The sequence below is a fragment of the Enterobacter sp. SLBN-59 genome, from assembly GCF_024807915.1.
Classification (GTDB): Bacteria; Pseudomonadota; Gammaproteobacteria; order Enterobacterales; family Enterobacteriaceae; genus Enterobacter; species Enterobacter asburiae_B.
The window spans coordinates 4014921-4038933 of sequence record NZ_JANUFI010000001.1; the positions used below are offsets into that span (position 1 = coordinate 4014921).

The following is a 24013-nucleotide window of genomic DNA, read 5'->3' on the forward strand; positions in this document are numbered from 1 at the left end:
CGTGATTTCACCGCTGCGACAATTTTTTTGCAGTGCAGTACACTGCGCTCCATCAGATTCAGACGGAATAACACTATGACCACGATGCTTGAAGTGGCGAAGCGGGCAGGCGTTTCGAAAGCCACGGTGTCCCGGGTGCTGTCGGGAAATGGCTACGTCAGCCAGGAGACCAAAGACCGGGTGTTTCAGGCCATTGAAGAGAGCGGCTATCGCCCGAATTTGCTGGCGCGAAACCTGGCAACCAAACGTACCCAGACGCTGGGACTGGTGGTGACGAACACCCTCTATCACGGCGTCTACTTTAGCGAACTGCTGTTTCACGCCGCGCGCATGACGGAAGAAAAGGGGCGGCAGCTGATCCTCGCGGACGGCAAGCACAGCGCGGATGAAGAGCGCGAGGCGATCCAGTACCTGCTCGATATGCGCTGCGACGCGGTGATTATCTATCCGCGTTTCCTGAGCGTGGAAGAGATGGATGAGATCGTCGAGAAGTGCGAGCAGCCGATTATGGTGCTCAACCGCCGCCTGCGGAAAAACAGCAGCCACTGCGTCTGGTCAGATCATAAAGCCTCCAGCCAGGAGGCGGTGTCGCAGCTGATTGCGAAAGGGCACCGGGAGATCGCGTTTATCACCGGCTCGCTGGATTCTCCCACCGGGGTTGAACGTCTCTCCGGCTACAAAGACGCGCTGGCGCAGCACGGTATTCCGCTGCGCGAGGGGCTGATTGCGCAGGGAAAGTGGAACCCCGCCAGCGGCGCGGCGGCGGTTGCCGAACTGCTTGCTCGCGGTGAACGCTTTACGGCGCTGGTGGCGAGTAATGACGACATGGCGATCGGCGCCATGAAGCAGCTCCACGACAGCGGCGTGGCCGCACCGGACGCGGTGTCGGTGATCGGTTTCGACGACGTGGCCATCGCGCCTTACATCGTGCCGTCGCTCTCCAGCGTGCGTATTCCGGTGACGGAGATGATCAAAGAGACCATCAGCCGCCTGATCTTCATGCTCGACGGCGGTGAGTTTAAGTATCAGCAAACCTTCTCCGGCGAGCTTGTCCTGCGCGACTCCGTTATTGACGGCCCGCACCGCTGATGTCGACAGCTGTCATCGTCATAAGTGACGATGACAGCACCATCGTGATTTTTAAATTCATCTAAAATCAACAGGTTAATTATTGGCACGGTTTATGAATATCTCCGCGCATAACTGTAATGCTGGAGAAGCAGATGAACCGTTTTATTATGGCCGATGCCAGTAAGTGTATTGGTTGCCGTACCTGTGAAGTGGCGTGCGTGGTTTCCCATCAGGCGGAGCAGGACTGCGCGTCGCTCACCCCTGACACCTTCCTGCCGCGCATCCACGTCATCAAAGGCGTGAATATTTCCACCGCCGCTATCTGTCGCCAGTGCGAAGACGCACCGTGCGCGAACGTCTGCCCAAACGGGGCAATTAAACGCGAGAAAGGCTTTGTGCACGTCATGCAGGAGCGCTGCATTGGCTGCAAAACCTGCGTGGTCGCCTGCCCGTACGGCGCGATGGAGGTGGTTGTTCGTCCGGTGGTACGCAACAGCGGCATGGGTCTGAGCGTACGTGCGGAGAAAGCCGAAGCCAACAAATGCGATCTTTGCTATCACCGCGACGCCGGTCCGGCCTGCATGGAAGCCTGCCCGACGCATGCGCTGGTCTGCGTGGATCGCGAGAAGCTTGAGCAGATGAGCGCCGAAAAGCGCCGTCGTGCGGCATTCGACACGTCGTCATCGCTGCTGTTCTGAACCGTATGTGCAGTAACGGCGTACAGCTGCGCGTGCGCGGTAAAGTGCAGGGCGTGGGGTTTCGTCCCTTCGTCTGGCAGCTGGCGCAGGCGCTTCAGTTGACCGGTGACGTCTGCAATGATGGAGAGGGCGTGCTGGTGCGCCTCGCGGGTAATGGGGGGGCCTTTACCGCGAGGCTGCATCAGGACTGCCCACCGCTGGCACGCATTGACCACGTTGAAACGCATCCGTTTACGTGGGCGCAGGTGCCGGAGGACTTTACCATCCGTCACAGCGCGGGCGGGGCGATGGACACGCAGATCGTCCCCGACGCCGCGACCTGCCCGGCGTGCCTGGCTGAAATGCGCGACCCCGGCGAGCGCCGCTATCGCTATCCGTTCATCAACTGCACGCACTGCGGGCCGCGGTTTACCATTATCCGCGCGATGCCCTATGACCGTCCGGCCACGTCAATGGCCGCATTTCCCCTCTGCGTGCCGTGTGAGACGGAATACCGTAACCCGGCTGACAGACGTTTTCACGCTCAGCCGGTAGCCTGCCCGGACTGTGGGCCCGCGCTGGAATGGCGTGCGGGCGACATCACCGCTGCCCGTGAGGCTGCGCTGAGCGCGGCGGTGGCGATGCTGAAAAGCGGCGGCATAGTCGCGGTCAAAGGGCTGGGCGGTTTTCATCTCGTCTGCGATGCGCGTAATCCGCAGGCGGTCGCGACGCTTCGGGCACGCAAGCAGCGTCCCGCGAAGCCGCTGGCGGTGATGATCCCGAATGCGGACGGCGTGCCGGAGGCGATCCAGACGCTGTTACGCTCCTCCGCAGCGCCGATTGTGCTGACCCCAAAAGCCTCGCTTCCCGGATTTCCCGAAGGGATTGCACCCGGGCTCGATTGTATTGGCATCATGCTTCCCGCTAATCCGCTGCAACACCTGCTGATGATGGACTGCCGGCGCCCGCTGGTGATGACTTCCGGCAACCTCAGCGGCAGACCGCCTGCCATGACCAACCAGCAGGCGCTGGATGAACTCGGCGACGTCGCGGACGGCTTCCTGCTTCACAACCGCGATATCCTGCAGCGGATGGACGATTCGGTGGTGGATCGCGACGGCGCGATGCTTCGCCGCGCGCGCGGTTTTGTGCCCGATGCCGTCGCGCTGCCTGCGGGTTTTGAGCATATCCCCGCCATGTTATGCACCGGCGCGGAGATGAAAAACACCTTCTGCCTGGTGCGTGGCAGCCAGGCGGTGCTGAGCCAGCATTTTGGCGATCTCGGTGACGAGGGTGTCGAAGCGCAGTGGCGCGGCGCGCTATCGCTGATGCAGAAAATTTACGCCTTTCAGCCGGATCGCGTGGTGTGTGACGCCCATCCGGGCTATCACACACAACGGTGGGCGCAGGCGCAGGGGCTGCCGGTCGAAACCGTACTGCACCATCACGCCCACGCGGCGGCGTGCCTGGCGGAGAACGGCTGGCCGCTCGACGGCGGAGACGCGATTGCCCTGACGCTGGACGGGATCGGCATGGGCGAGGACGGCGCGCTCTGGGGCGGGGAGTGCCTGCGGGTGAACTATCTCGCGTGCGAGCGTCTGGACGGGCTGCCTGCCGTTGCGCTGCCGGGGGGCGATCTGGCGGCGCGGCAGCCGTGGCGTAATTTACTCGCCCACTGCCTGGCGTTTGTCCCTGACTGGCAGCAGTACCCGGAAACGCGCGCGGTTCAGCGTGAAAACTGGCCGCTGCTGGCAACGGCGATCCGGCGCGGCATCAACGCGCCGCAGGCCTCGTCCTGTGGTCGCCTGTTTGATGCGGTCGCCTGCGCGCTGGGCATCGAAACCCAATCCTGGGAAGGTGAAGCGGCCTGCCGGCTGGAAGCGCTGGCCTTGCAGTGCGCGGGCGTCGACCATCCGGTGACGCTGGACGTGGATAACCTCGCGCAGTTCTGGCAGCAGTGGCTGAGCTGGCAGGCGGAATCCTGCCAGCGCGCGTGGGCGTTTCACGACGCGCTGGCAAAAGGGCTGGCGGAACTCGCCGCGCGCCATGCCCGACGCCTGTCGCTGTCGACAATCTGTCTCAGCGGCGGCGTGCTGCACAACCGTCTGCTGCGCGCGCGCCTGCGTCATTATCTTTCTGACTTTACGCTTCTTTTTCCTTCGCGCCTGCCCGCAGGTGACGGAGCGATCTCCTTCGGGCAGGCGGCGATCGCCGCTGCCCGGTCATGTTCACAAAGGACTTAAAATGTTACGACTCTTACACAATGAACCTCGCGCCGCGCTTCTGCTGCTGGCTCTGGTAATGGCAAACCTGCTGGCCTGGGGATGGGCATGGCACGCTTTTAGCGGCAGCACGGCGCTGATGGCCGCCAGCCTGCTGGCGTGGTGCTACGGGCTGCGTCACGCGGTGGACGCTGACCACATCGCGGCGATTGATACCGTGACGCGTAAGATGATGCAGCAGGGCAAACGTCCTTCCGGCGTGGGGGCGTGGTTCTCGCTGGGGCACTCCACCATCGTGGTGCTGGCCTCTATTGCTATCGCCGCGACCGCGACGGCGTTTCAGAAAAACATGGAATGGTTCCACGAAACCGGCAGCCTGATTGGCACCGCCGTTTCAGCCACCTTCCTGCTGGCGATGGCGCTGGTGAACATGGTGATCCTGCGCGGCGTCTGGCGCAGTTTTCAGGCGCTGAAACAGGGCAGGCCCGTGCAGGGCGACATCACGCTCCCTGCCCAGGGCGGCGTCATGAACTGGCTGTTTAGCAAAACCTTCCGCCTGGTGAATAAAAGCTGGCAGATGTACCTGGTCGGTTTCCTGTTTGGCCTCGGCTTTGACACGGCCACCGAGATTGGCGTGCTGGGGATCTCTGCCGCCAGCGCGTCAAGCGGGATGTCGGTGTGGTCAATCATGGTCTTCCCGGCGCTCTTCGCCAGCGGCATGGCGCTGGTGGATACTCTCGATAACCTGTTGATGGTCGGTGCCTACGGTTGGGCGTTCAACAAGCCGCAGCGCAAGCTCTACTACAACATGACCATCACCGGCACCTCCGTGGTGGTGGCGCTGTTTATCGGCGGGCTGGAAGCGCTGGGTCTGCTGATGGACAAATTTGCCCTCAGCGGCGGCGTGTGGGATCTGATTGGCACGGTAAACGACAATCTGGGCAACGCCGGGTTTGTGGTGGTTGGGCTGTTTGTCGCATGCTGGCTGATCTCCATGGTCAACTACCGCTGGCGTGGCTACGACGCGCTGGTGGTACGTTCCTGAACCGGCTCCTGCACGGCGCAACCTCCGCGACTTCCTCAATGGCTGGCGCATAGCGGCATACCGATAAAAAAGATGCTGAAAATGTAGAACTTTTGCGGAATAAATATATTCCGCATTCTTCGCTTATGTGAAATAACGAGAAAGATAATTGAGTTATTTATAAAAATTCGCCATGATTCGCCTCCTGCTGATGATGTCTTTTCAGACTGAGTCGGCTGACAATAATAAAGCTGGATGATGTTTTTAATCTGTTTCAGATTAAAGTATTTACGAAAATAATAAATAAGGGATTGATAGCGATGATATATCTACTTTGCATTTATTTGATGAATAGAATACGTAAAAAAAAGCCCCGGAATATCGGGGCGGTGAATAATAAAATCCAAAGATTAAGACAGCGTAGACTTGCTGTTGGCCGGGTAAACGAAGCGCTACCCGGCAAAACGAGGGTTAAGCAGGTAACAGTTTCAGCAGTGCGAAAGCCTCCTTCATCCGGTCTTCACTAATCACAAAAGCGCGAATCTGACCCTCGTTATCCGCGCCGCGCGCGACCATTCCCTGCGGTTCGAGGGTAATTTGCCAGTTCAGATCCTGACGCTGCGTTTCACCGGCAAGATGCAGCGGTAATTCCGGCGTTTTGACTTTAATCAGCATGGCGGGTAATTTCAGCGGCGCGCTGCCGCCGAGCAGGTTTTTCGCCAGATACATCGCGCTTAATTGAATTGGCTGTAAAAAAGGCAGCACATGACCGTTAATTTCAGCGCAGTCACCTAACGCGTAAATATCAGGTTGCGTGGTTTGCAGGTAGCTATTTACCTTCACGCCACGCTGTATTTCGGCGCCTGCGCGATGCGCCAGCGCGGTTTCCGGGCGCAGGCCCGTTGCAGCGATTACCACATCCACCTCAACGCTGCGGCTGCGGTCGAGCGTGGCACGAATGCCGCCTTCGGTTTTGCTCAGGCTTTGCAGCTGCGATTTCAACAGCAGATGCACCCCCATGTCGGTCAGGCGATGCTGTAAGCGACTGCTTATTTCTGCCGGCATCAGCGACGACAGAATGCTCGCCGCATGGTCGACCAGAGTCACGGATTTACCCGCCCGGCAGAAATCCATCGCCAGCTCGGTGCCTATCAGCCCGCCACCAACAATCATTACCCGCTGCGCGTCGCGAAGCGCCGTTTCGCTGGCCTGATACTCCTGCTGGCTGTTGAGGGTGATCGTCAGCTCGCGGCCCTCAATCGGCGGCACAAACGCAGAGGCACCCGTGGCCAGCACCAGCCTGTCGTACTGCCAGGTTTTCTCTTTAGCTTTTACCACGTGGGCGGCGGCGTCGATGTCGGTGACCCAGGTGTAGGGAAACAGACGCAGGTTAAACTGTTCCGCGAACTCACCCGCCGTCTGGCGGGTGAGGTCCTCGGCGCGCTGATTCTGGCTAATGACGTGGCTCAGATCGGGCTTGTTATACTCGTCCATGCTGTCGGCGGCGATCACCGTCAGCGGCACGCTGGCGTCCTGCTTGCGGATGTTTTTCACCAGCTGGCGGGCGGCAAAGCCCGAGCCGATGATGACGATACCGTTGTTCATTTTGCCTCCGTACCCAGTTCGTCAAAGACGTCTTTCCCGAGGGAACATTCCGGGCAGAGGAAATTGTCCGGCACGTCACTCCAGGGTGTACCTGGCGCAACGTCCTGCAGCGGCTCGCCCAGTTCAGGATCGTAAATCCACTGGCAGACGCTGCACTGCATGCGCGGTCCGGGATCGGCGGCTGCCGCGGCGGCGCAGGCGCAGGTTTCCTGCTGTGCGGTCGGTTCGGCAGCTTGCGGAAGCGGTGCGAGCGCCCACTGACGGGCAATGTCGCGACCGTGCTGGCGGCAGATCTCCAGGGCGTCGATATCCGGGCGCCATTTCGCCTTCAGGCTGAGGGACATTTCAAAGCCCGCATCCTGTAAACGGGTGGAGAGACGGTCTACCGCGCCGCCGCTCCAGCCGTGGGAGCCAAAGGCGCTGGCGCGCTTGTTGCGAAAACGCAGGCCGGTCATCTCTTCTACCAGACCGGCAATTTTCGGCATCATCACGTTGTTCATGGTGGAGGTGCCCACCAGCACGCCCTTAGAGCGGAACACGTTGGTCAAAACCTCATTCTTATCGCTGCGCGCCACGTTGAAGATTTTCACCGCCACGTTGGGGTCCACTTCGTTGATGCCCTGGGCAATGGCGTCCGCCATCATGCGGGTGTTGTTGGACATGGTGTCGTAGAAAATAGTGATGCGGTCTTCCTGATAGTCCGCCGCCCATTTCAGGTAGAGCTCCACAATCTGGGTGGGATTTTCACGCCACACCACGCCGTGGGAGGTGGCAATCATATCCACCGGCAGGTTAAAGCCGAGGATCTCGGTGATTTTCGGCGTCACCAGGCGGCTGAATGGCGTCAGGATGTTGGCGTAGTAGCGCTGGCACTGCTCGAACAGCTCGGTCTGGTCCACTTCGTCGTTGAACAGGCGCTCGTCGCAGTAGTGCTGGCCGAAGGCGTCGTTGCTGAACAGCACCGCGTCGCCGGTCATGTAGGTCATCATGCTGTCCGGCCAGTGCAGCATCGGGGTTTCCACGAAGATCAGCTGCTTGCCGTTGCCGATATCCAGCGCGTCGCCGGTTTTCACGGTGTGGAAATTCCACTCCGGATGGTGGTGGTGGCCGTTGATCGAGTCGATGGCGTTGGTGGTGCAGTAGATCGGCGTGTTCGGAATGTAGGACATCAGCTCGGTCAGCGCGCCGGCGTGGTCCTCTTCCGCGTGGTTGATGATGATGTAGTCGATGTCGTCCAGGTCGATTTCACTGCGCAGGTTCTGCACGAACTCGCGGCTGAACTTGTGATCGACGGTATCGATCAGCACGTTTTTTCCTTCGCGGATGAGATAGCTGTTGTAGCTGCTTCCGCGCAGCGTTTTGTATTCCGTCCCGTGGAAATCGCGCACTTCCCAGTCACGTTGACCCACCCAATGAATGTTATTTTTAACAAGAATAGACATAGCAACCTCTACGTAATACAGCATTTTCAAATAAGATGGTTTGCCTATATCAAGTTGCGTGCCAGTTTTTAATTTATTGATTTAACTTAATTAATATTTTTATGATCCGTAGTGGGTAGTCATTATGACTATCAAAATCAGTGTCAATATGACAATATGAATTGTCAAAATGACAGCGAGGCCACTATGAGCTTTTCCGTAGACGTGCTGGCGAAGATCGCCATTGAACTGCAGACCGGTATCGGCCATCAGGACCGCTTTCAGCGGCTGATCTCCACGCTGCGCCACGTGCTGGCGTGCGACGCCTCGGCGCTGCTGCGCTACGAGGGGCGGCAGTTTATTCCGCTGGCTATCGACGGGCTGGCGAAGGATGTGCTCGGACGGCGTTTTACCCTTGAGGGCCATCCGCGTCTGGAAACTATCGCCCGCGCGGGTGACGTGGTGCGCTTTCCGGCGGACAGCGATCTGCCCGACCCGTACGACGGGCTTATTCCCGGACAGGAGAGCCTGAAGGTGCATGCCTGTATCGGCCTGCCGCTGTTTGCCGGACAAAACCTGATCGGCGCACTGACCCTCGACGGCCTGTCGCTGGACCAGTTTGACACCTTTAGCGACGAAGAGCTGCGTCTGATTGCCGCCCTGGCCGCCGGGGCGCTGAACAATGCCCTGCTGATTGAACAGCTGGAGAGCCAGAACATTCTTCCCGGCAGCCCGGCGGCGTTTGAGCAGGTGACGCACACGGAGATGATCGGCCTCTCTCCGGGCATGGCGCAGCTCAAAAAAGAGATTGAGATTGTCGCCGCCTCAGATTTGAACGTGCTGATCTTCGGGGAAACCGGCACCGGCAAGGAGCTGGTGGCGAAGTCCATTCACGAAGCGTCGCCGCGCGCGGTGAACCCGCTGGTGTACCTCAACTGCGCCGCGCTGCCGGAAAGCGTGGCGGAAAGCGAGCTGTTTGGTCACGTAAAAGGGGCGTTTACCGGAGCCATCAGCAACCGCAGCGGCAAGTTCGAAATGGCCGATAACGGCACGCTGTTTCTGGACGAAATCGGTGAGCTCTCCCTGTCGCTGCAGGCCAAGCTGCTGCGCGTGCTGCAGTACGGGGACATCCAGCGCGTGGGGGATGACCGCAGCCACAGAGTGGACGTTCGCGTGCTGGCGGCCACCAACCGTGACCTGCGTGAAGCGGTGCTGGCAGGGCAGTTCCGCGCCGACCTGTTCCATCGCCTGAGCGTGTTCCCGCTTACCGTGCCGCCGCTGCGCGAGCGCGGGGACGACGTGGTGCTGCTGGCGGGCTTTTTCTGCGAGCAGTGCCGTCTCAGGATGGGGCTTTCCCGCGTGGTGCTGAGCCCGGGTGCGAGGTCGCATCTGCTGAGCTACGGCTGGCCGGGCAACGTGCGCGAGCTGGAGCATGCGATCCACCGCGCGGTGGTGCTGGCGCGGGCGACGCGTTCGGGTAATGAAGTGGTGCTCCACGCGCGGCATTTTGCGCTGCAGGATGAAACCGCACCGGCTGTCGCCCAGGCAGTACCCGAGATAGCGAATGAAAATCTGCGTGAAGCCACGGAGGCGTTTCAGCGTCAGAGGATTACCCGCGCGCTGGAGCAGAATAACCGCAGCTGGGCGGCGTGCGCGCGGGCGCTGGAGATGGACGTCGCCAACCTGCACAGGCTGGCGAAGCGTCTGGGACTGAAGGGTTAGATAATCCCGGCCTGATAGAAATCCTGCAGGTTGATGGCGCCGCACAGCCTGCCGGCGTCATCCACCACCGGTGCGGCGGTAATTTTGCGCTTCATCAGCACCTCTTTGGCTTCAATGGCGCGGCTCTCGGCGTTCAGCGTCAGCCCGCCTTTGGTCATGGCGTCCGACACTTTGGTTTCCAGCCTGCCGCCGCCCACCAGCCAGCGGCGCAGGTCGCCGTCGGTGAACACGCCCTTAACGCTCCCGCCGTCATCGCACACCGCAACCAGCCCAAGGCCGGTGCGGCTGAGCTCCAGCATCGCGTCCATGACGCTGGTATCGAGCTTGACCTGCGGAATGGCATCGTCGGTGCGCATCAGGTGGTGAACCTTGTTGAGCAGGCGTGCGCCGAGCGCGCCCGCCGGATGCGAACGGGCGAAATCTTCTTCGTTAAAGCCGCGCGCCTGCATCACCGCCATTGCCAGCGCGTCGCCCATCATCAGGGTGTTAACGGTGCTGGAGGTCGGGGCGAGGTGCATCGGACAGGCTTCACGCTCAACGGAAATATCCAGCGTCGCCTTGGCGGCCAGCGCCAGCGGCGAGCGGGATTTTCCGGTCATCGCCAGCAGGGCGACCGATTTTTCCTGCAGGCGCGGAATAATCAGATCCAGCTCTTTGGCCGAACCGGAGTAGGAGATAAACAGCATCACGTCGCGGCTTTCAATCATCCCCAGATCGCCGTGCAGCGCCTCTGCCGGATGCACGAAGAACGCAGGGGTGCCGGTGCTGGCGAGCGTCGCGGCAATCTTTTTGCCGATATGGCCGGATTTACCGATGCCCGCCACGATCACTTTGCCTTCGCAGTGGATAATGGTGTTGGCCGCGCGGACGAAATCCTCGCCCAGACGTTCCGGCAGGCGGCTGGCTTCCTGCAGTTCCAGCATCAGCGTCTGGCGGCCCGTTTCTAACAGAAAATCACTCATCTCTCTCTCCGGTTACGATCACGTCGATTCCTTTCTCTTCCAGCGCTTTCTTGAACGCCGGGTCGATACCCGCGTCGGTAATCAGCTTATCAACGCTTTCAAGGCTACAGACAATGTTGGGGCTTTTGCGGCCAAACTTCGACGAGTCGGCCATCAAAATCACTTCCCGCGCGGCGTTGCACATCGCTTTACTGACGCTGAACACCTCGTTGAACGTCGTAACGCCTGCGTTCAGGTCGATGCCGTCGGTGCCCATAAAGAGTTTATCAAAGCTGAAGTGGTCGAAGGCATTCTCCGCAAGCTGGCCGTGAAACGACGCCGATTTTTTGCGGAAGGTGCCGCCGGGCATCAGGATGGTCTGCTCGCTGTCGAACTCCGACAGGGCGTTGACGATGTGCAGGCTGTTGGTCATCACCGTGATGTTGTTAAAGCGGCTGAGCAGCGGGATCATCTGCAGGACGGTGCTGCCTGCATCCAGAATGATGGAATCGCCATCGTGGATAAATTTGACGGCGGCTTCGGCAATCAGCGCTTTCTGGTGGGTATTGATCAGCGTTTTGTGGTCGATAGGCGGGTCCGCTTCGTCCTTATTGAGCACCACGCCGCCGTAGGTTCGAATGACGGCGCCAGAGTTTTCGAGCAATACCAGGTCCTTGCGTATTGTCGTGCCGGTGGTGTCAAAGTAGTGGGCCAGATCCTCTACCGAGCATTTTCCCTGCTTTTGCAGATGCTCGAGAATGGCCGCCTGCCGCTGACGAGGTTTCATAGGCGCTTCGTTCCTTAGGTTGCGAAATGATAATTTCGCAAGTCTATAGCTTTCACAACGAAATTATCCATGTTTCAGATTAAGCGCTAATGATAGTGCATTCTGACAGAGTGGATCATGGGGAAAGATCACATCAGGCCGTAATTCCTGCAGCGAAATGCCGTTGATTGCCTGGATTTTCACCGGTCGGGCAAAGACGGTCATGCCGCGCATGATGAGGGAATCGCAGACGTGATTGTTTTCATCCAGCGCAACGGCGACGACGACTCGCGGTTTGAAGCGTCCGCCGGAACGCCCGACCCCGACGCGACCTTTCTGACACAGCGCGTCAAACGCGCGGTTAAACTGGTGGATCTGCCAGCCGCCAAACGCCATCTGGCAAATCCAGGCGAGGGCGGCGACGGTGATAAGTGTTGTTACCATGTTGGCTCCTTATTTTTCCCCTCACCCCGTCCCTCTCCCCAAAGGGGCGAGGGGGAAAAGGCTGCACCTGACCGTCCCCTCTCCCCTCCGGGGAGAGGGTTAGGGTGAGGGGGAACAAACCGCTCGATCAGAACATCACCTGCCCGCCGGTGACGTTAATCGACTGCCCGGTGCAGTACGAGGCTTTCGGGCTGGCGTAAAACAGCAGCATGTTCAGCACGTCCTGATAATCGCACCCGCGCTTCAGCGGCACTTTATCGATGTAGTACTGCTCCACTTCCTCAGCCTTGATGCCGAGCTTGGTGGCGTACTGCGGCAGCAGGGACTGGAACATCGGCGATTTCAGCAGGTTGCCCAGCATCAGCGAGTGCACGGTAATGCCGTACTCGGCCAGATCCAGCGCCAGAGACTGCGTCAGCCCCACGCCGCCAAACTTCGCCGCGCTGTAGCCGGAGTTATGCTTGCTGCCCACTTTCCCCGATTTGGAGTTGATCTGAATGATGCGCCCCTGAATGCCGTCGCGGATCATCAGACGGGAAAACTCGCGGGCGCAGAGGAAATAGCCCACCAGATTCACCTGCAGCGAGCGGTCAAAGTCCCCCAGCTCGAAATCGCTGATAAAGGCCGCTTTCGCAATCCCCGCGCTGTAGACCAGCAGGTCGGTACGCCCAAAAATCTCGTCCACGCCGCGGGCCAGCGCCATCACGCTCTGTTCGCTGGTGGCGTCGGCGCCAAACCCGTACGCCATCCCTTCACCAAACTCGGTGTTAATGGTGTCCGCCACGCGGGCGGCTTTTTCACTCTGAATGTCCACTACCGCCACGCGGTAGCCCTCTGCGGCAAGCCCACGGCAGAGGAACTCGCCTAAGGTTTGTCCTCCACCAATGACAACGGCAACCTGACTCATGTGTTTCTCCTTAATTACGCAACAAATTTTAACGTGCAGCCTGGGGTGACAGCCTGCGGAACCGGGCCCGCCACGTGAACCGTGCCGGGATATTCGGCCTGCGGCTGGCCGTCGAAACGCAGGGTGATGTGGCCCAGCTCGCGCAGGTTTTGCTCGGCGACGTCGCCGACGGCGGTGACGGCATAGCGCGCCTCGCCCAGCTCCAGCTGGCTCCCGGCCTTCAGCTCGCCCTTCAGCTCGCCGTGACAGTGGATAAAGCAAAACTCTTCGATATCCGCCGGGGCGCCTTCGCGGAAGGTGATCAGCATCTGGTCGCTCAGCGCATCCGCCGCGCTCTGGCCGATGCGGGTAATGGTGGTCTGGTAAATCACGGTCATCGCAGGAACCTCTTATTGATAAATAAAGCCGGAGACAAACCAGGCAATCAGCACCGTCGGCGCGCCCGTCAGGAAGCGACTGACCAGCACCGACGGCACGCCCACGCGCACGGTGTCCTGGCGCGCTTCGGCCAGCGACAGCCCTACGGGGATGAAATCGCACGCCGCCTGGGCGTTAATGGCGAACAGGGCGGGCAGGGCGAGGTGCGGGGGAATGTTCCCCAGACCAATCTGCACGCCAATCAGCACACCGATCACCTGAGCGATCACCGCGCCCGGGCCAAGGAACGGCGACAGCAGCGGGAAGGAGCAGATCAGCGCCAGCGTCACCAGCCCGAGCGGGTGGCTCGCGAGCGGGGCGAGGCCGTGGGCAATCCAGTCGCCCAGGCCGGACGCCATGATGATGCCGATCAGCGCCGAGACGAATGCCATAAACGGCAGGATGGTTTTCAGCACCGTGTCGATGGTGTCGCGCCCGGACTGGAACAGCACCGCTACGGCGGACCCCATGCCCATCCCGACCTTCGCCAGCAGGCCGTCGCTCTGCTCGGTGATTTTCTTGCTGGTGTCGTACTCGCGCGGGGCCGCTTTTTGCGGCGCGGCAGTGCCATTCACCAGAGTGATGTTGTCCTCCTTCACGCCTGAGACATAAATGTCCTCAAGGATGTACTGTGCCAGCGGGCCGGATTTTCCGGTGGAGTGAATATTCACTGTCGGAATGCGGCGCTTCGGATAGATACCGCAGCGCAGCGTGCCGCCGCAGTCGATCACCGCCACGCCGATTTCCGCTTCCGGCGGCTCGCCCTCCTTGAAGCCGTCGACCGCTTCCCAGCCGGTCAGCTCGCGCAGCCTGTCGACGATCGCCGGGCGCGTGCCTGCGGTGATGTAGACGATCTTTTTGCCTTCGGTGGCGTCGAACTCCAGCGGGCCGCCCCAGCCGCCCGTGCCTTTCTCAATGCGGATCCGGTTCATGCTGTGGCTCCTGAAAGATGGACTTTCTGTTCAAGCTGGATGCCCATTTTTTTCTCAAAAATGGCGGTGGTGAGGTCGGTCACCCAACCGCGGAAGAAGTTGGTGACCAGGCCAACCAGCAGGTAGCTCACCGCCAGCGGGCCGAGCGGCAGGCCAAGGGTGGTGAGACCGCTGGCGATCCCGAGATAGACAAACAGCTCGCCGGGGTTAATGTGCGGGAACAGGCCGTTCATGGAATGGCAGCTGTAGGAGGCGGCGGCGTAGTAGCTCGGCTTGTACTTTTCCGGCATGAAGCGGCCGAGGCTTAAGGTCATCGGGTTGCAGAACACGAAGGTGCCGATGAACGGCAGTACCAGGTAGCGGGACAGCGGATTCCCGGCACAGCGCTGGGCGAAGCGTTCGATGCGCTGCTGGCCGATAAAGTTAATCAGCGCGTTCATGATCACCAGCAGGCTGATCAGCAGGGGCAGGATCCCGGTCACCATGCCGGTGAACACTTCTCCGCCTTTCTGAAACAGCCCGATGAACCACTCGGCGCCGTGGGTGATGGTTTCTATCATTCTTCTCTCCTGTGGGGCTTTTTGTTTTTGTCTTGCGGGGCTAATAATAATCACTTTGAAAGGTTTTAAAGTGTTAATTAGATCTCACAATGAAAGAAAAATGGATTATTTTGAAAGTTTATTGATGGGGTCAATGATTTTCGGTGGAAAAAAGGGCGGATTTGCGTGGGGGAGGCGCGTACCGCTTCCTTGAGGTGTTGCGGATGCTTTACCATACTGGGTTCTTATCGAACCCGTTAAATGGATGTCTCATGTTCAAGCGTCGTTATGCAGCGCTGTTGCCTGCGCTTATTCTGCTGTCTGCCTGTAGTAGCAAACCTAAGACCGAAGCCGTTCAGCAAACGGCGGGCGCGCCTTCCGGAGGATTCCTGCTGGAGCCGCAGCACAATATGATGCAGATGGGCGGCGACTTCGCGAATAACCCGGCGGCCGAGCAGTTCATCGATAAAATGGTGAGCAAGCACGGCTTTGACAGACAGCAGCTGCACGAAATTTTGTCTCAGGCCAAGCGTCTGGACTACGTGCTGCGCCTGATGGACAGGCAGGCGCCGACGGCCCAGGTGCCGAGCGGGCCGAACGGCGCGTGGCTGCGCTACCGCAAACAGTTTATTACCCCGGACAACGTGCAAAACGGCGTGGTGTTCTGGAATCAGTATGAAGATGCGCTCAACCGCGCGTGGCAGGTGTACGGCGTACCGCCGGAAATCATCGTCGGGATTATCGGCGTGGAAACCCGCTGGGGCCGCGTGATGGGTAAAACCCGCATCCTGGACGCGCTGGCGACGCTCTCCTTTAACTATCCGCGCCGCGCGGAGTATTTCTCTTCCGAGCTGGAAACCTTCCTGCTCATGGCGCGCAGCGAGCAGGACGATCCACTCGATCTGAAAGGGTCGTTTGCCGGCGCGATGGGCTACGGCCAGTTTATGCCGTCCTCCTATAAGCAATATGCCGTCGACTTTAACGGGGATGGTCATATCAACCTGTGGGATCCGGTAGATGCCATCGGCAGCGTGGCGAACTACTTCAAAGCGCACGGCTGGACGCCGGGCGGCCAGGTGGCGGTGCAGGCGAACGGTCAGGCGCCTGGGCTGGAAAACGGCTTCAAAACCAAATACAGCGTTGCGCAGCTGACGGCGGCGGGCTTAACACCGACTCAGCCGTTGGGCAATGTCGATCAGGTAAGTCTGTTGCGTCTGGATGTCGGGACGGGCTATCAGTACTGGTACGGCATGCCGAACTTCTACACCATCACCCGTTATAACCACAGCACTCACTATGCGATGGCCGTATGGCAGCTGGGGCTGGCGGTATCGCAGGCCCGCGTGCCGGCGGCGTCTCCGTTTAGTCAGTAAGTCATCTTATTCCCCCTCTCCCTGTGGGAGAGGGCTGGGGTGAGGGCACCCGCGCGCACCTATTTCCTGCAGAAACATTTCGGCACACTCCCTTTTCAAACCCGCCATTTACATCTTCACCGCCTTTCATTATTGTTATGTTATAACATTTAATGCGGTGTCAGAATGTCAACGTCCCTTTTTTCTCTGTCTGCTCTGGTTCGGCTTTTGCTGGCGCTGGTGCTTGTTGCCTTTATCGGGCTGGCCGTGCGCTGGGCGGTGGCATTGCCATGATTGTGATGAATGAACTGGTCGCGGGATATGAACGCCAGCCCGTTACGCGGCCCCTCTCGGGCACGATTGAGCGCGGCAGCATGACCGCCATTATCGGCGCTAACGGCTGCGGGAAATCCACGCTGCTGAAAACGCTGGCGGGATTTATTCCTCCCGTCAGCGGCGGCTTCCGCTGGCAGGGTAAGCGGCCGGTAATCGGCTGGCTGGCACAGCGTCACGCGCTGGAGGCGCAGTTTCCGCTGACCGTACAGGACGTGGTAAGCATGGGCTGCTGGCCGGGCATGTCGCTTTTTTCCGGGTTTCGTCGCGAAACGCGGCTGCGCATTGCCAGCGCGCTTGAGCGCGTCGGGCTTGAGTCCATGGCGTCATCCACCATCGATGAACTCTCCGGCGGTCAGTTTCAGCGCATGCTGTTTGCCCGCGTCCTGGTGCAGCAGGCGCCGCTGGTGATGCTGGATGAACCCTTTACCGGAGTCGATGAAGCTACCTGCAGCGTGCTGATGGATCTGATGCTGGAGATGTATATGAAGGGGCAAACGCTGCTCGCGGTACTGCACGACAGCGAGCGCGTGTCGCGCCATTTCCCGCAGACGCTGCGGCTGGATGCTGACGTTCCCCAGTGGAAAACCGAGCGGGTGAGGGTGGCATGATCTGGCATCTCTTTTTTCAGCCGTTCATTGAGTACGGCTTTATGCGTCGCGCGCTGGTGGTTTGCCTGGCGCTCTCGGTCAGCACCACCGCGCTCGGCGTGTTTCTTCAGCTGCGTCGGATGAGCCTGATGGGCGACGCCCTTTCTCACGCCATTTTGCCGGGTGTCGCCGTGGGGTATTTGCTCAGCGGTATGTCGCTGCTGGCGATGAGTATTGGCGGTTTTATCGCGGGAATTACCGTGGCGCTGCTGGCCGGTCTGGTCAGTCGACGCACGCCGCTGAAAGAAGATGCCAGCTTTGCCGGGTTTTATCTCGGCTCGCTGGCGCTGGGGGTCACGCTGGTGTCGCTTCGCGGGTCGAATGTCGATCTGCTGCATCTGCTGTTTGGTTCCATCCTCGCCGTGGACAACGACGCCGCGCTGTTCGTCACGGGCGTTTGCATGTTCACCCTTATCACGCTGGCGCTCTTTTATCGCGGGCTGGTGACAGAAGCGTTTGATACCGCCTGGCTGCAGGTGAACGCCCGCTGGCTGCCTGGCCTGCTGCACGGACTGTTTCTGGCGCTGCTGGTGCTTAACCTGGTGGCCGGTTTTCAGGTGCTCGGCACGCTGATGGCCGTCGGGCTGATGATGCTTCCGGCCGTGGCAGCCCGCTGCTGGGTGCGCACGTTACCTGCCTTACTCCTGATGGCGGGTATCAGCGGTATCTTCTGCGCATGGCTGGGGCTGAGCCTCTCCTGGGCGATGAGTCTGCCGGCCGGGCCGTCCATCGTGCTCACCGCCAGCGCGCTGTTCTTTATTTCCATTTTACTGGGTACGCGAAGCAGGCTCGCTGGCAGCCTGCGGGCGTATTTTTAACGCAAGGGGAAACGATGAAACGTACAGGATTTGTAGTGGCGCTCGCGCTGGGGATGATGTCGCACGGCGTGATGGCGAAAACGCTGAATGTGGTGACCAGCTTTTCGATACTGGGGGATATCACGCAGGAGGTGGGCGGCGACCATGTGAACGTGACGACGCTGGTCGGGCCGGACGGCGATCCGCATACCTTCGAACCGTCGCCGAAAGACAGCGCGGCCCTGAGCAAGGCTGATGTGGTGGTGGTGAACGGCCTGGGGCTGGAAGGCTGGCTTGATCGTCTGGTGAAAGCCTCCGGGTTCAAAGGGCAACTGGTTGTCGCCTCAACAGGGGTGAAAACCCACATGCTTGAGGAAGATGGAAAGACTGTGACCGATCCCCATGCGTGGAACAGCGCGGCGAACGGGGCGCTCTATGCGCAAAATATTCTGAACGGGCTGGTGAAAGCCGATCCGCAAGATAAAGCGGCGCTCGAGGCTACCGGTAAGCCGTATATCGCGCAGCTGACGCAACTGGATAACTGGGCCAAAACGCGCTTTAGCCAGATCCCGCCGGCGAAGCGTAAAGTGCTGACCAGCCATGACGCGTTCGGCTATTTCAGCCGCGCTTACGGCGTGACGTTTATGGCGCCGCAGGGGCTGTCGTCTGAGAGCGAAGCCAGCGCGGCGCAGGTCGCCGAGATTATCAATCAGATTAAAGCCGACGGCGTGAAAACCTGGTTCATGGAGAATCAGCTCGATCCGCGTCTGGTGAAACAGATTGCGTCGGCGACGGGCGCACAGCCCGGGGGCGAGCTTTACCCCGAAGCGCTGTCGGCAAAAGGTGGGGTGGCTGACACCTACGTTAAGGCGTTTCGCCACAATGTGAACACTCTCGCCGACAGCATGAAATAACCTTTCTACCGCCGGTGCGTCCGTACCGGCTTTTTTCTGAAGCCCCCTCGTAAAACCTGAAGTCCATCCCCACATCTGACGAGAAAGTGCTATCTTGTGCAGCACGTTTTTCTGATGCCTGGAGCGAGAATGACTGACCATGAATTGATGCAGCTTAGCGAGATCGTTGGCCTTGCGCTGAAGCAGCGTGGCGCGACAATCACCACCGCGGAATCCTGCACCGGCGGCTGGGTGGCGAAAGCGATTACCGATATTGCCGGCAGTTCCGCCTGGTTTGAACGCGGTTTTGTGACCTACAGTAACGAAGCTAAAGCTCAGATGATTGGCGTGCGTGAATCCACGCTTGAACAGCATGGCGCGGTCAGCGAACCGGTGGTGATCGAGATGGCCATTGGCGCGCTCAAAGAGGCGCGGGCAGATTACGCCATTTCCATTAGCGGCATTGCGGGCCCGGACGGCGGCAGCGACGTGAAGCCTGTCGGCACCGTCTGGTTTGGATTCGCCACGTCCAAAGGGGAAGGGATCACCCGCCGGGAGTGCTTCAGCGGCGATCGCGAAAGCGTGCGTCGTCAGGCAACCGTTTATGCGTTAAAAACGCTCTGGCAACAATTTCTACAAAACACTTGATACTGTATGACCATACAGTATAATTGCACCAACAGAACAGAAATCCACGGTGAAGCACAGTCGCTTCTCCCGGCATGACAGGAGTAATAATGGCTATCGACGAAAACAAACAGAAAGCGTTGGCGGCAGCACTGGGCCAGATCGAAAAGCAATTCGGTAAAGGCTCCATCATGCGCCTGGGTGAAGACCGTTCCATGGATGTGGAAACCATCTCCACCGGTTCGCTTTCTCTGGATATCGCGCTGGGCGCTGGCGGTCTGCCTATGGGCCGTATCGTAGAAATCTACGGGCCAGAGTCCTCCGGTAAAACCACCCTGACGCTGCAGGTGATTGCCGCGGCACAGCGCGAAGGTAAAACCTGTGCGTTTATCGATGCCGAGCACGCGCTGGACCCTGTTTATGCCCGCAAGCTGGGCGTGGATATCGACAACCTGCTGTGTTCTCAGCCGGACACCGGTGAGCAGGCGCTGGAAATTTGTGACGCGCTGGCGCGTTCTGGTGCCGTTGACGTTATCGTGGTCGACTCCGTAGCCGCACTGACGCCAAAAGCCGAAATCGAAGGTGAAATCGGTGACTCTCATATGGGCCTCGCGGCACGTATGATGAGCCAGGCGATGCGTAAGCTGGCGGGTAACCTGAAGCAGTCCAACACGCTGCTGATCTTCATCAACCAGATCCGTATGAAAATTGGTGTGATGTTCGGTAACCCGGAAACCACTACCGGTGGTAACGCACTGAAATTCTACGCCTCTGTCCGTCTGGATATCCGCCGTATCGGCGCGGTGAAAGAGGGCGAGAACGTGGTCGGTAGCGAAACCCGCGTGAAAGTTGTGAAGAACAAAATCGCTGCGCCGTTCAAACAGGCTGAGTTCCAGATCCTCTACGGCGAAGGGATCAACTTCCTCGGCGAGCTGGTTGACCTGGGCGTGAAAGAGAAGCTGATTGAAAAAGCGGGCGCCTGGTACAGCTACAACGGTGACAAGATTGGTCAGGGTAAAGCGAACGCGATCTCCTGGCTGAAAGAGAACCCGGCTGCAGCGAAAGAGATTGAGAAGAAGGTGCGTGAGCTTCTGCTGAACAACCAGGACTCCAAACCTGATTTCGTGGTGGATGCCGCGGATGCTGAAGAAACTAACGAAGACTTTTAATTGTTTCGTTTAAAAATGAAGGGCTGCTGATGCGGCCCTTTTTGCATTTCTGAATCAGCAGGTTTTTTATGAGTGAACCGACAACACGTAGACCCGCGTATGCGCGCTTACTGGACCGCGCGGTGCGCATCCTGGCCGTTCGTGACCACAGTGAACAGGAGCTGCGGCGAAAACTGTCGGCTCCGGTGATGAGTAAAAACGGGCCGGAAGAGATTGATGCCACCGCGGAAGATTATGACCGCGTGATTGCCTGGTGCTATGAGCATCGTTATCTTGATGACGAGCGTTTTGCCTCACGGTTTCTCGCCAGCCGCGGCCGTAAAGGATATGGGCCCGCGCGCATCCGGCAGGAGCTGAACCAGAAAGGGGTGGCCAGGGAGTCCATCGAAAAAGCGATGCGCGAATGCGATACTGACTGGTGCGAGCTGGCCAGAGAACAGGCGATTCGTAAATACGGCGAACCGCTGCCGCGTGAGTTTTCAGAAAAAGTTAAAATCCAGCGCTTTTTGCTCTACCGCGGCTTTCTGATGGAAGATATTCAGGATATCTGGCGTAATTTTGCCGATTGAACGCATGCGGGATTTTACTTCCCACTAAAGAAAACTTATCTTATTCCCACTTTTTCCAGTAGCTGGTCTGTCCAACGGTTTACCGATACAGGCTGGCTACGACATTTCGTTAGCTTGATTTCAGGATAATTATGAGCAAGAGCACCGCTGAGATCCGTCAGGCGTTTCTCGATTTTTTCCATAGTAAGGGACACCAGGTTGTTGCCAGCAGCTCCCTGGTACCGAACAACGATCCGACTCTGCTGTTTACCAACGCCGGGATGAACCAGTTCAAGGATGTGTTCCTTGGTCTCGACAAGCGTAATTATTCCCGCGCCACAACCTCACAGCGTTGCGTGCGTGCGGGCGGTAAACACAACGACCTGGAAAACGTCGGTTACACCGCGCGTCACCATACGTTCTTCGAAATGCTGGGTAACTTCAGCTTCGGCGACTACTTCAAACACGATGCTATTCAATATGCGTGGGAACTGCTGACCGGTGAAAACTGGTTCAACCTGCCAAAAGAGCGTCTGTGGGTTACCGTCTATGAAACCGATGACGAAGCCTACGAAATCTGGGAAAAAGAAGTCGGGATCCCGCGCGAGCGTATCATTCGCATCGGTGATAACAAAGGCGCGCCATACGCGTCTGACAACTTCTGGCAGATGGGTGATACCGGCCCTTGCGGTCCGTGCACCGAGATCTTCTACGATCACGGCGACCACATCTGGGGTGGGCCTCCGGGCAGCCCGGAAGAAGACGGCGATCGCTACATTGAGATCTGGAACATCGTGTTCATGCAGTTCAACCGTCAGGCCGACGGTACGATGGAGCCGCTGCCGAAGCCTTCCGTCGATACCGGTATGGGCCTGGAGCGTATTGCAGCGGTTCTGCAGCACGTTAACTCCAACTACGAAATTGATCTGTTCAGCACCCTGATCAAAGCCGTTGCGAACGTTACCGGCGCGACCGATCTGAACAACAAATCGCTGCGCGTTATCGCGGACCACATTCGTTCCTGTGCGTTCCTGATTGCCGACGGCGTAATCCCGTCGAATGAAAACCGTGGCTACGTGCTGCGTCGTATCATTCGTCGTGCCATCCGTCACGGCAACATGCTGGGCGCGAAGGACACCTTCTTCTATAAACTCGTTGGGCCACTGATTGGCGTGATGGGTGCTGCCGGTGATGAGCTGAAACGCCAGCAGGCGCAGGTAGAGCAGGTTCTGAAAACCGAAGAAGAGCAGTTTGCGCGTACGCTTGAGCGCGGTCTGGCGCTGCTGGACGAAGAGCTGGCGAAACTTAAGGGCGACACGCTGGATGGCGAAACCGCTTTCCGCCTGTACGACACCTACGGCTTCCCGGTTGACCTGACGGCGGACGTTTGCCGCGAGCGCAACATCAAAGTTGACGAAGCGGGCTTCGAAGCCGCGATGGAAGAGCAGCGTCGTCGTGCGCGTGAATCCAGCGGTTTTGGCGCAGACTATAACGCGATGATCCGCGTTGATAGCGCATCGGAATTCAAAGGTTATGACGCGCTGGAACTGACCGGCAAAGTGACCGCCCTGTTTGTTGACGGTAAAGCCGTGGACAGCATCAGCGCGGGCCAGGATGCGGTTGTCATTCTGGACAAAACGCCGTTCTACGCGGAGTCCGGCGGTCAGGTTGGCGATAAGGGCGAACTGAAAGGCAACGGCTTTAGCTTTAGCGTCAGCGACACCCAGAAATACGGTCAGGCGATTGGTCACCAGGGCAAACTGGTTTCCGGTTCTCTGAAAGTGGGCGAGGGCGTACAGGCTAACGTTGATGAAGCACGCCGCGCGCGCATTCGTCTGAACCACTCTGCAACCCACCTGATGCACGCTGCCCTGCGCGACGTACTCGGTACCCACGTTGCACAGAAAGGTTCTCTGGTTAACGACAAAGTGCTGCGTTTCGACTTCTCGCACTTTGAAGCGATGAAACCGTCTGAAATCCGCGCGGTGGAAGATCTGGTGAACGCGCAGATCCGTCGTAACCTGCCAATCGAGACCCACATCATGGAGCTCGAGGACGCGAAGAAAAAAGGTGCGATGGCGCTGTTTGGCGAGAAATATGACGACCGCGTTCGCGTGCTGAGCATGGGCGACTTTTCTACCGAGCTGTGCGGCGGTACGCACGCATCGCGCACCGGTGACATCGGCCTGTTCCGCATTGTTTCCGAATCCGGTACGGCGGCAGGCGTGCGTCGTATTGAAGCGGTGACCGGTGAAGGCGCAATCGCCAGCCTGCATGCGCAGAGCGATCAGCTGCACGACATCGCGCAGCTGCTGAAAGGCGATAGCCAGAACCTGGGCGAGAAAGTGCGCGTTGCGCTGGATCGCACGCGTCAGCTGGAAAAAGAGCTGCAGCAGCTGAAAGAGCAGGCTGCGGCGCAGGAGAGTGCAAACCTCTCCAGCAAGGCTGTAGACATTAAGGGCGTCAAACTGCTGGTCAGCGATCTGGCGGGCGTTGAGCCTAAGATGCTGCGTACTATGGTCGACGATCTCAAGAATCAGCTTGGTTCTACCGTTATCGTGCTGGCGACAGTGGCAGAAGGTAAGGTTTCTCTGATTGCGGGCGTCTCTAAGGATGTGACCGACCGCGTTAAAGCAGGGGAACTGATTGGTATGGTCGCTCAGCAGGTGGGCGGCAAGGGTGGCGGTCGTCCGGACATGGCGCAAGCCGGTGGTACGGATGCAGCGGCACTTCCGCAAGCTTTGGCCAGCGTTGAAAGCTGGGTAAGCGCGAAACTGTAATAACTACAAAGCACAAGCAGACGCCATAGCGGTAACGTTATGGCGTCTTGTTCACTGTGCTATCGATAACGATAAAGTCAGGTTGAGTTTGTGTATATCGGCTAAACTTACGTTTAACAGAATGTGATGCCGTGACTGCTTACACTTTACGTGTTTGTCATCGCTTACTTTTTGGC

22 protein-coding genes are annotated in these 24013 nt (G+C 58.9%); 13 read left to right on the forward strand and 9 right to left on the reverse strand.

All coding sequences use genetic code 11. The annotated features are described in order from the left end of the window. The first annotated feature begins 75 nt into the window (after positions 1 to 75). The 4 genes from M2422_RS19170 (at position 76) to M2422_RS19185 (ending at position 5015) form a co-directional block, all read left to right on the forward strand. A complete protein-coding gene (locus M2422_RS19170) occupies positions 76 to 1089 on the forward strand; it encodes a LacI family DNA-binding transcriptional regulator (RefSeq protein ID WP_045888102.1) in 1014 nt (337 codons plus the stop codon). A gap of 134 nt (positions 1090 to 1223) precedes the next feature. Continuing rightward, positions 1224 to 1769: an electron transport protein HydN gene (hydN, locus tag M2422_RS19175; RefSeq protein ID WP_039263391.1), complete on the forward strand. Its 546-nt coding sequence runs from the start codon at positions 1224 to 1226 to the stop codon at positions 1767 to 1769. A 5-nt stretch (positions 1770 to 1774) separates the two neighbouring features. After that, complete coding sequence (gene hypF, locus M2422_RS19180; protein ID WP_064673530.1) at positions 1775 to 3991, forward strand: carbamoyltransferase HypF; 2217 nt, start codon at positions 1775 to 1777, stop codon at positions 3989 to 3991. Position 3992: 1 nt separating this feature from the next. Beyond that, complete coding sequence (locus tag M2422_RS19185; protein ID WP_064673531.1) at positions 3993 to 5015, forward strand: HoxN/HupN/NixA family nickel/cobalt transporter; 1023 nt, start codon at positions 3993 to 3995, stop codon at positions 5013 to 5015. 450 nt (positions 5016 to 5465) lie between these two features. On the opposite strand, the gene norW is transcribed toward M2422_RS19185, so the two are convergent. Both norW and norV read right to left on the reverse strand, forming a co-directional pair. Beyond that, a complete protein-coding gene (norW, locus tag M2422_RS19190) occupies positions 5466 to 6599 on the reverse strand; it encodes an NADH:flavorubredoxin reductase NorW (RefSeq protein WP_259141952.1) in 1134 nt (377 codons plus the stop codon). Beyond that, positions 6596 to 8041, reverse strand: coding sequence for an anaerobic nitric oxide reductase flavorubredoxin (gene norV, locus M2422_RS19195; RefSeq protein WP_064673533.1), 1446 nt, complete (start codon positions 8039 to 8041; stop codon positions 6596 to 6598). Before norV ends, norW begins: the two co-directional genes overlap by 4 nt. Positions 8042 to 8227: 186 nt before the next feature. Between norV and norR the strand changes: the two genes are divergently transcribed. Continuing rightward, complete coding sequence (norR, locus tag M2422_RS19200) at positions 8228 to 9742, forward strand: nitric oxide reductase transcriptional regulator NorR (RefSeq protein ID WP_259141955.1); 1515 nt, start codon at positions 8228 to 8230, stop codon at positions 9740 to 9742. Here norR and gutQ read toward each other — a convergent pair. The 7 genes from gutQ to srlA form a co-directional block, all read right to left on the reverse strand. Then, on the reverse strand, positions 9739 to 10704 hold the full coding sequence (gutQ, locus tag M2422_RS19205) for an arabinose-5-phosphate isomerase GutQ (protein WP_033146372.1): 966 nt from the start codon (positions 10702 to 10704) through the stop codon (positions 9739 to 9741). The two genes, norR and gutQ, sit on opposite strands and share 4 nt — an antisense overlap. Continuing rightward, complete coding sequence (locus tag M2422_RS19210; RefSeq protein ID WP_032640855.1) at positions 10697 to 11470, reverse strand: DNA-binding transcriptional repressor; 774 nt, start codon at positions 11468 to 11470, stop codon at positions 10697 to 10699. The genes gutQ and M2422_RS19210 overlap by 8 nt, the downstream gene beginning before the upstream one ends. A 63-nt stretch (positions 11471 to 11533) precedes the next feature. Continuing rightward, positions 11534 to 11893, reverse strand: coding sequence for a transcriptional regulator GutM (gutM, locus tag M2422_RS19215; protein WP_064673535.1), 360 nt, complete (start codon positions 11891 to 11893; stop codon positions 11534 to 11536). Between the two features lie 127 nt (positions 11894 to 12020). Continuing rightward, positions 12021 to 12800, reverse strand: coding sequence for a sorbitol-6-phosphate dehydrogenase (srlD, locus tag M2422_RS19220; protein WP_023294411.1), 780 nt, complete (start codon positions 12798 to 12800; stop codon positions 12021 to 12023). Between the two features lie 14 nt (positions 12801 to 12814). After that, positions 12815 to 13177: a PTS glucitol/sorbitol transporter subunit IIA gene (srlB, locus tag M2422_RS19225; RefSeq protein WP_023308951.1), complete on the reverse strand. Its 363-nt coding sequence runs from the start codon at positions 13175 to 13177 to the stop codon at positions 12815 to 12817. A 12-nt stretch (positions 13178 to 13189) separates the two neighbouring features. Beyond that, positions 13190 to 14149, reverse strand: coding sequence for a PTS glucitol/sorbitol transporter subunit IIB (locus M2422_RS19230; RefSeq protein WP_023308950.1), 960 nt, complete (start codon positions 14147 to 14149; stop codon positions 13190 to 13192). Next, positions 14146 to 14709, reverse strand: coding sequence for a PTS glucitol/sorbitol transporter subunit IIC (gene srlA, locus M2422_RS19235; RefSeq protein WP_023333189.1), 564 nt, complete (start codon positions 14707 to 14709; stop codon positions 14146 to 14148). The genes M2422_RS19230 and srlA overlap by 4 nt, the downstream gene beginning before the upstream one ends. 251 nt (positions 14710 to 14960) lie before the next feature. Here srlA and mltB point away from each other — a divergent pair, with 251 nt between their 5' ends. From mltB to alaS, 8 genes are all read left to right on the forward strand, one after another. Continuing rightward, a complete protein-coding gene (gene mltB, locus M2422_RS19240) occupies positions 14961 to 16061 on the forward strand; it encodes a lytic murein transglycosylase B (protein ID WP_170864504.1) in 1101 nt (366 codons plus the stop codon). 269 nt (positions 16062 to 16330) lie between these two features. Further along, complete coding sequence (locus tag M2422_RS19245; protein WP_064673536.1) at positions 16331 to 16984, forward strand: metal ABC transporter ATP-binding protein; 654 nt, start codon at positions 16331 to 16333, stop codon at positions 16982 to 16984. Then, a complete protein-coding gene (locus M2422_RS19250) occupies positions 16981 to 17841 on the forward strand; it encodes a metal ABC transporter permease (protein ID WP_039263400.1) in 861 nt (286 codons plus the stop codon). The genes M2422_RS19245 and M2422_RS19250 overlap by 4 nt, the downstream gene beginning before the upstream one ends. 14 nt (positions 17842 to 17855) lie before the next feature. Next, on the forward strand, positions 17856 to 18734 hold the full coding sequence (locus tag M2422_RS19255) for a metal ABC transporter substrate-binding protein (protein WP_064673537.1): 879 nt from the start codon (positions 17856 to 17858) through the stop codon (positions 18732 to 18734). A 129-nt stretch (positions 18735 to 18863) separates the two neighbouring features. After that, on the forward strand, positions 18864 to 19361 hold the full coding sequence (gene pncC, locus M2422_RS19260; RefSeq protein ID WP_023308944.1) for a nicotinamide-nucleotide amidase: 498 nt from the start codon (positions 18864 to 18866) through the stop codon (positions 19359 to 19361). Positions 19362 to 19450: 89 nt separating this feature from the next. Continuing rightward, positions 19451 to 20509, forward strand: coding sequence for a recombinase RecA (gene recA / locus M2422_RS19265; RefSeq protein ID WP_023308943.1), 1059 nt, complete (start codon positions 19451 to 19453; stop codon positions 20507 to 20509). Positions 20510 to 20577: 68 nt separating this feature from the next. Next, positions 20578 to 21078 (forward strand): recombination regulator RecX, encoded by a 501-nt coding sequence (gene recX, locus M2422_RS19270; protein WP_033146366.1) that lies wholly within the window; start codon positions 20578 to 20580, stop codon positions 21076 to 21078. 131 nt (positions 21079 to 21209) lie between these two features. Then, positions 21210 to 23837, forward strand: a complete 2628-nt coding sequence (gene alaS / locus M2422_RS19275) for an alanine--tRNA ligase (protein WP_045888112.1) — start codon at positions 21210 to 21212, stop codon at positions 23835 to 23837. Positions 23838 to 24013: the final 176 nt, after the last annotated feature.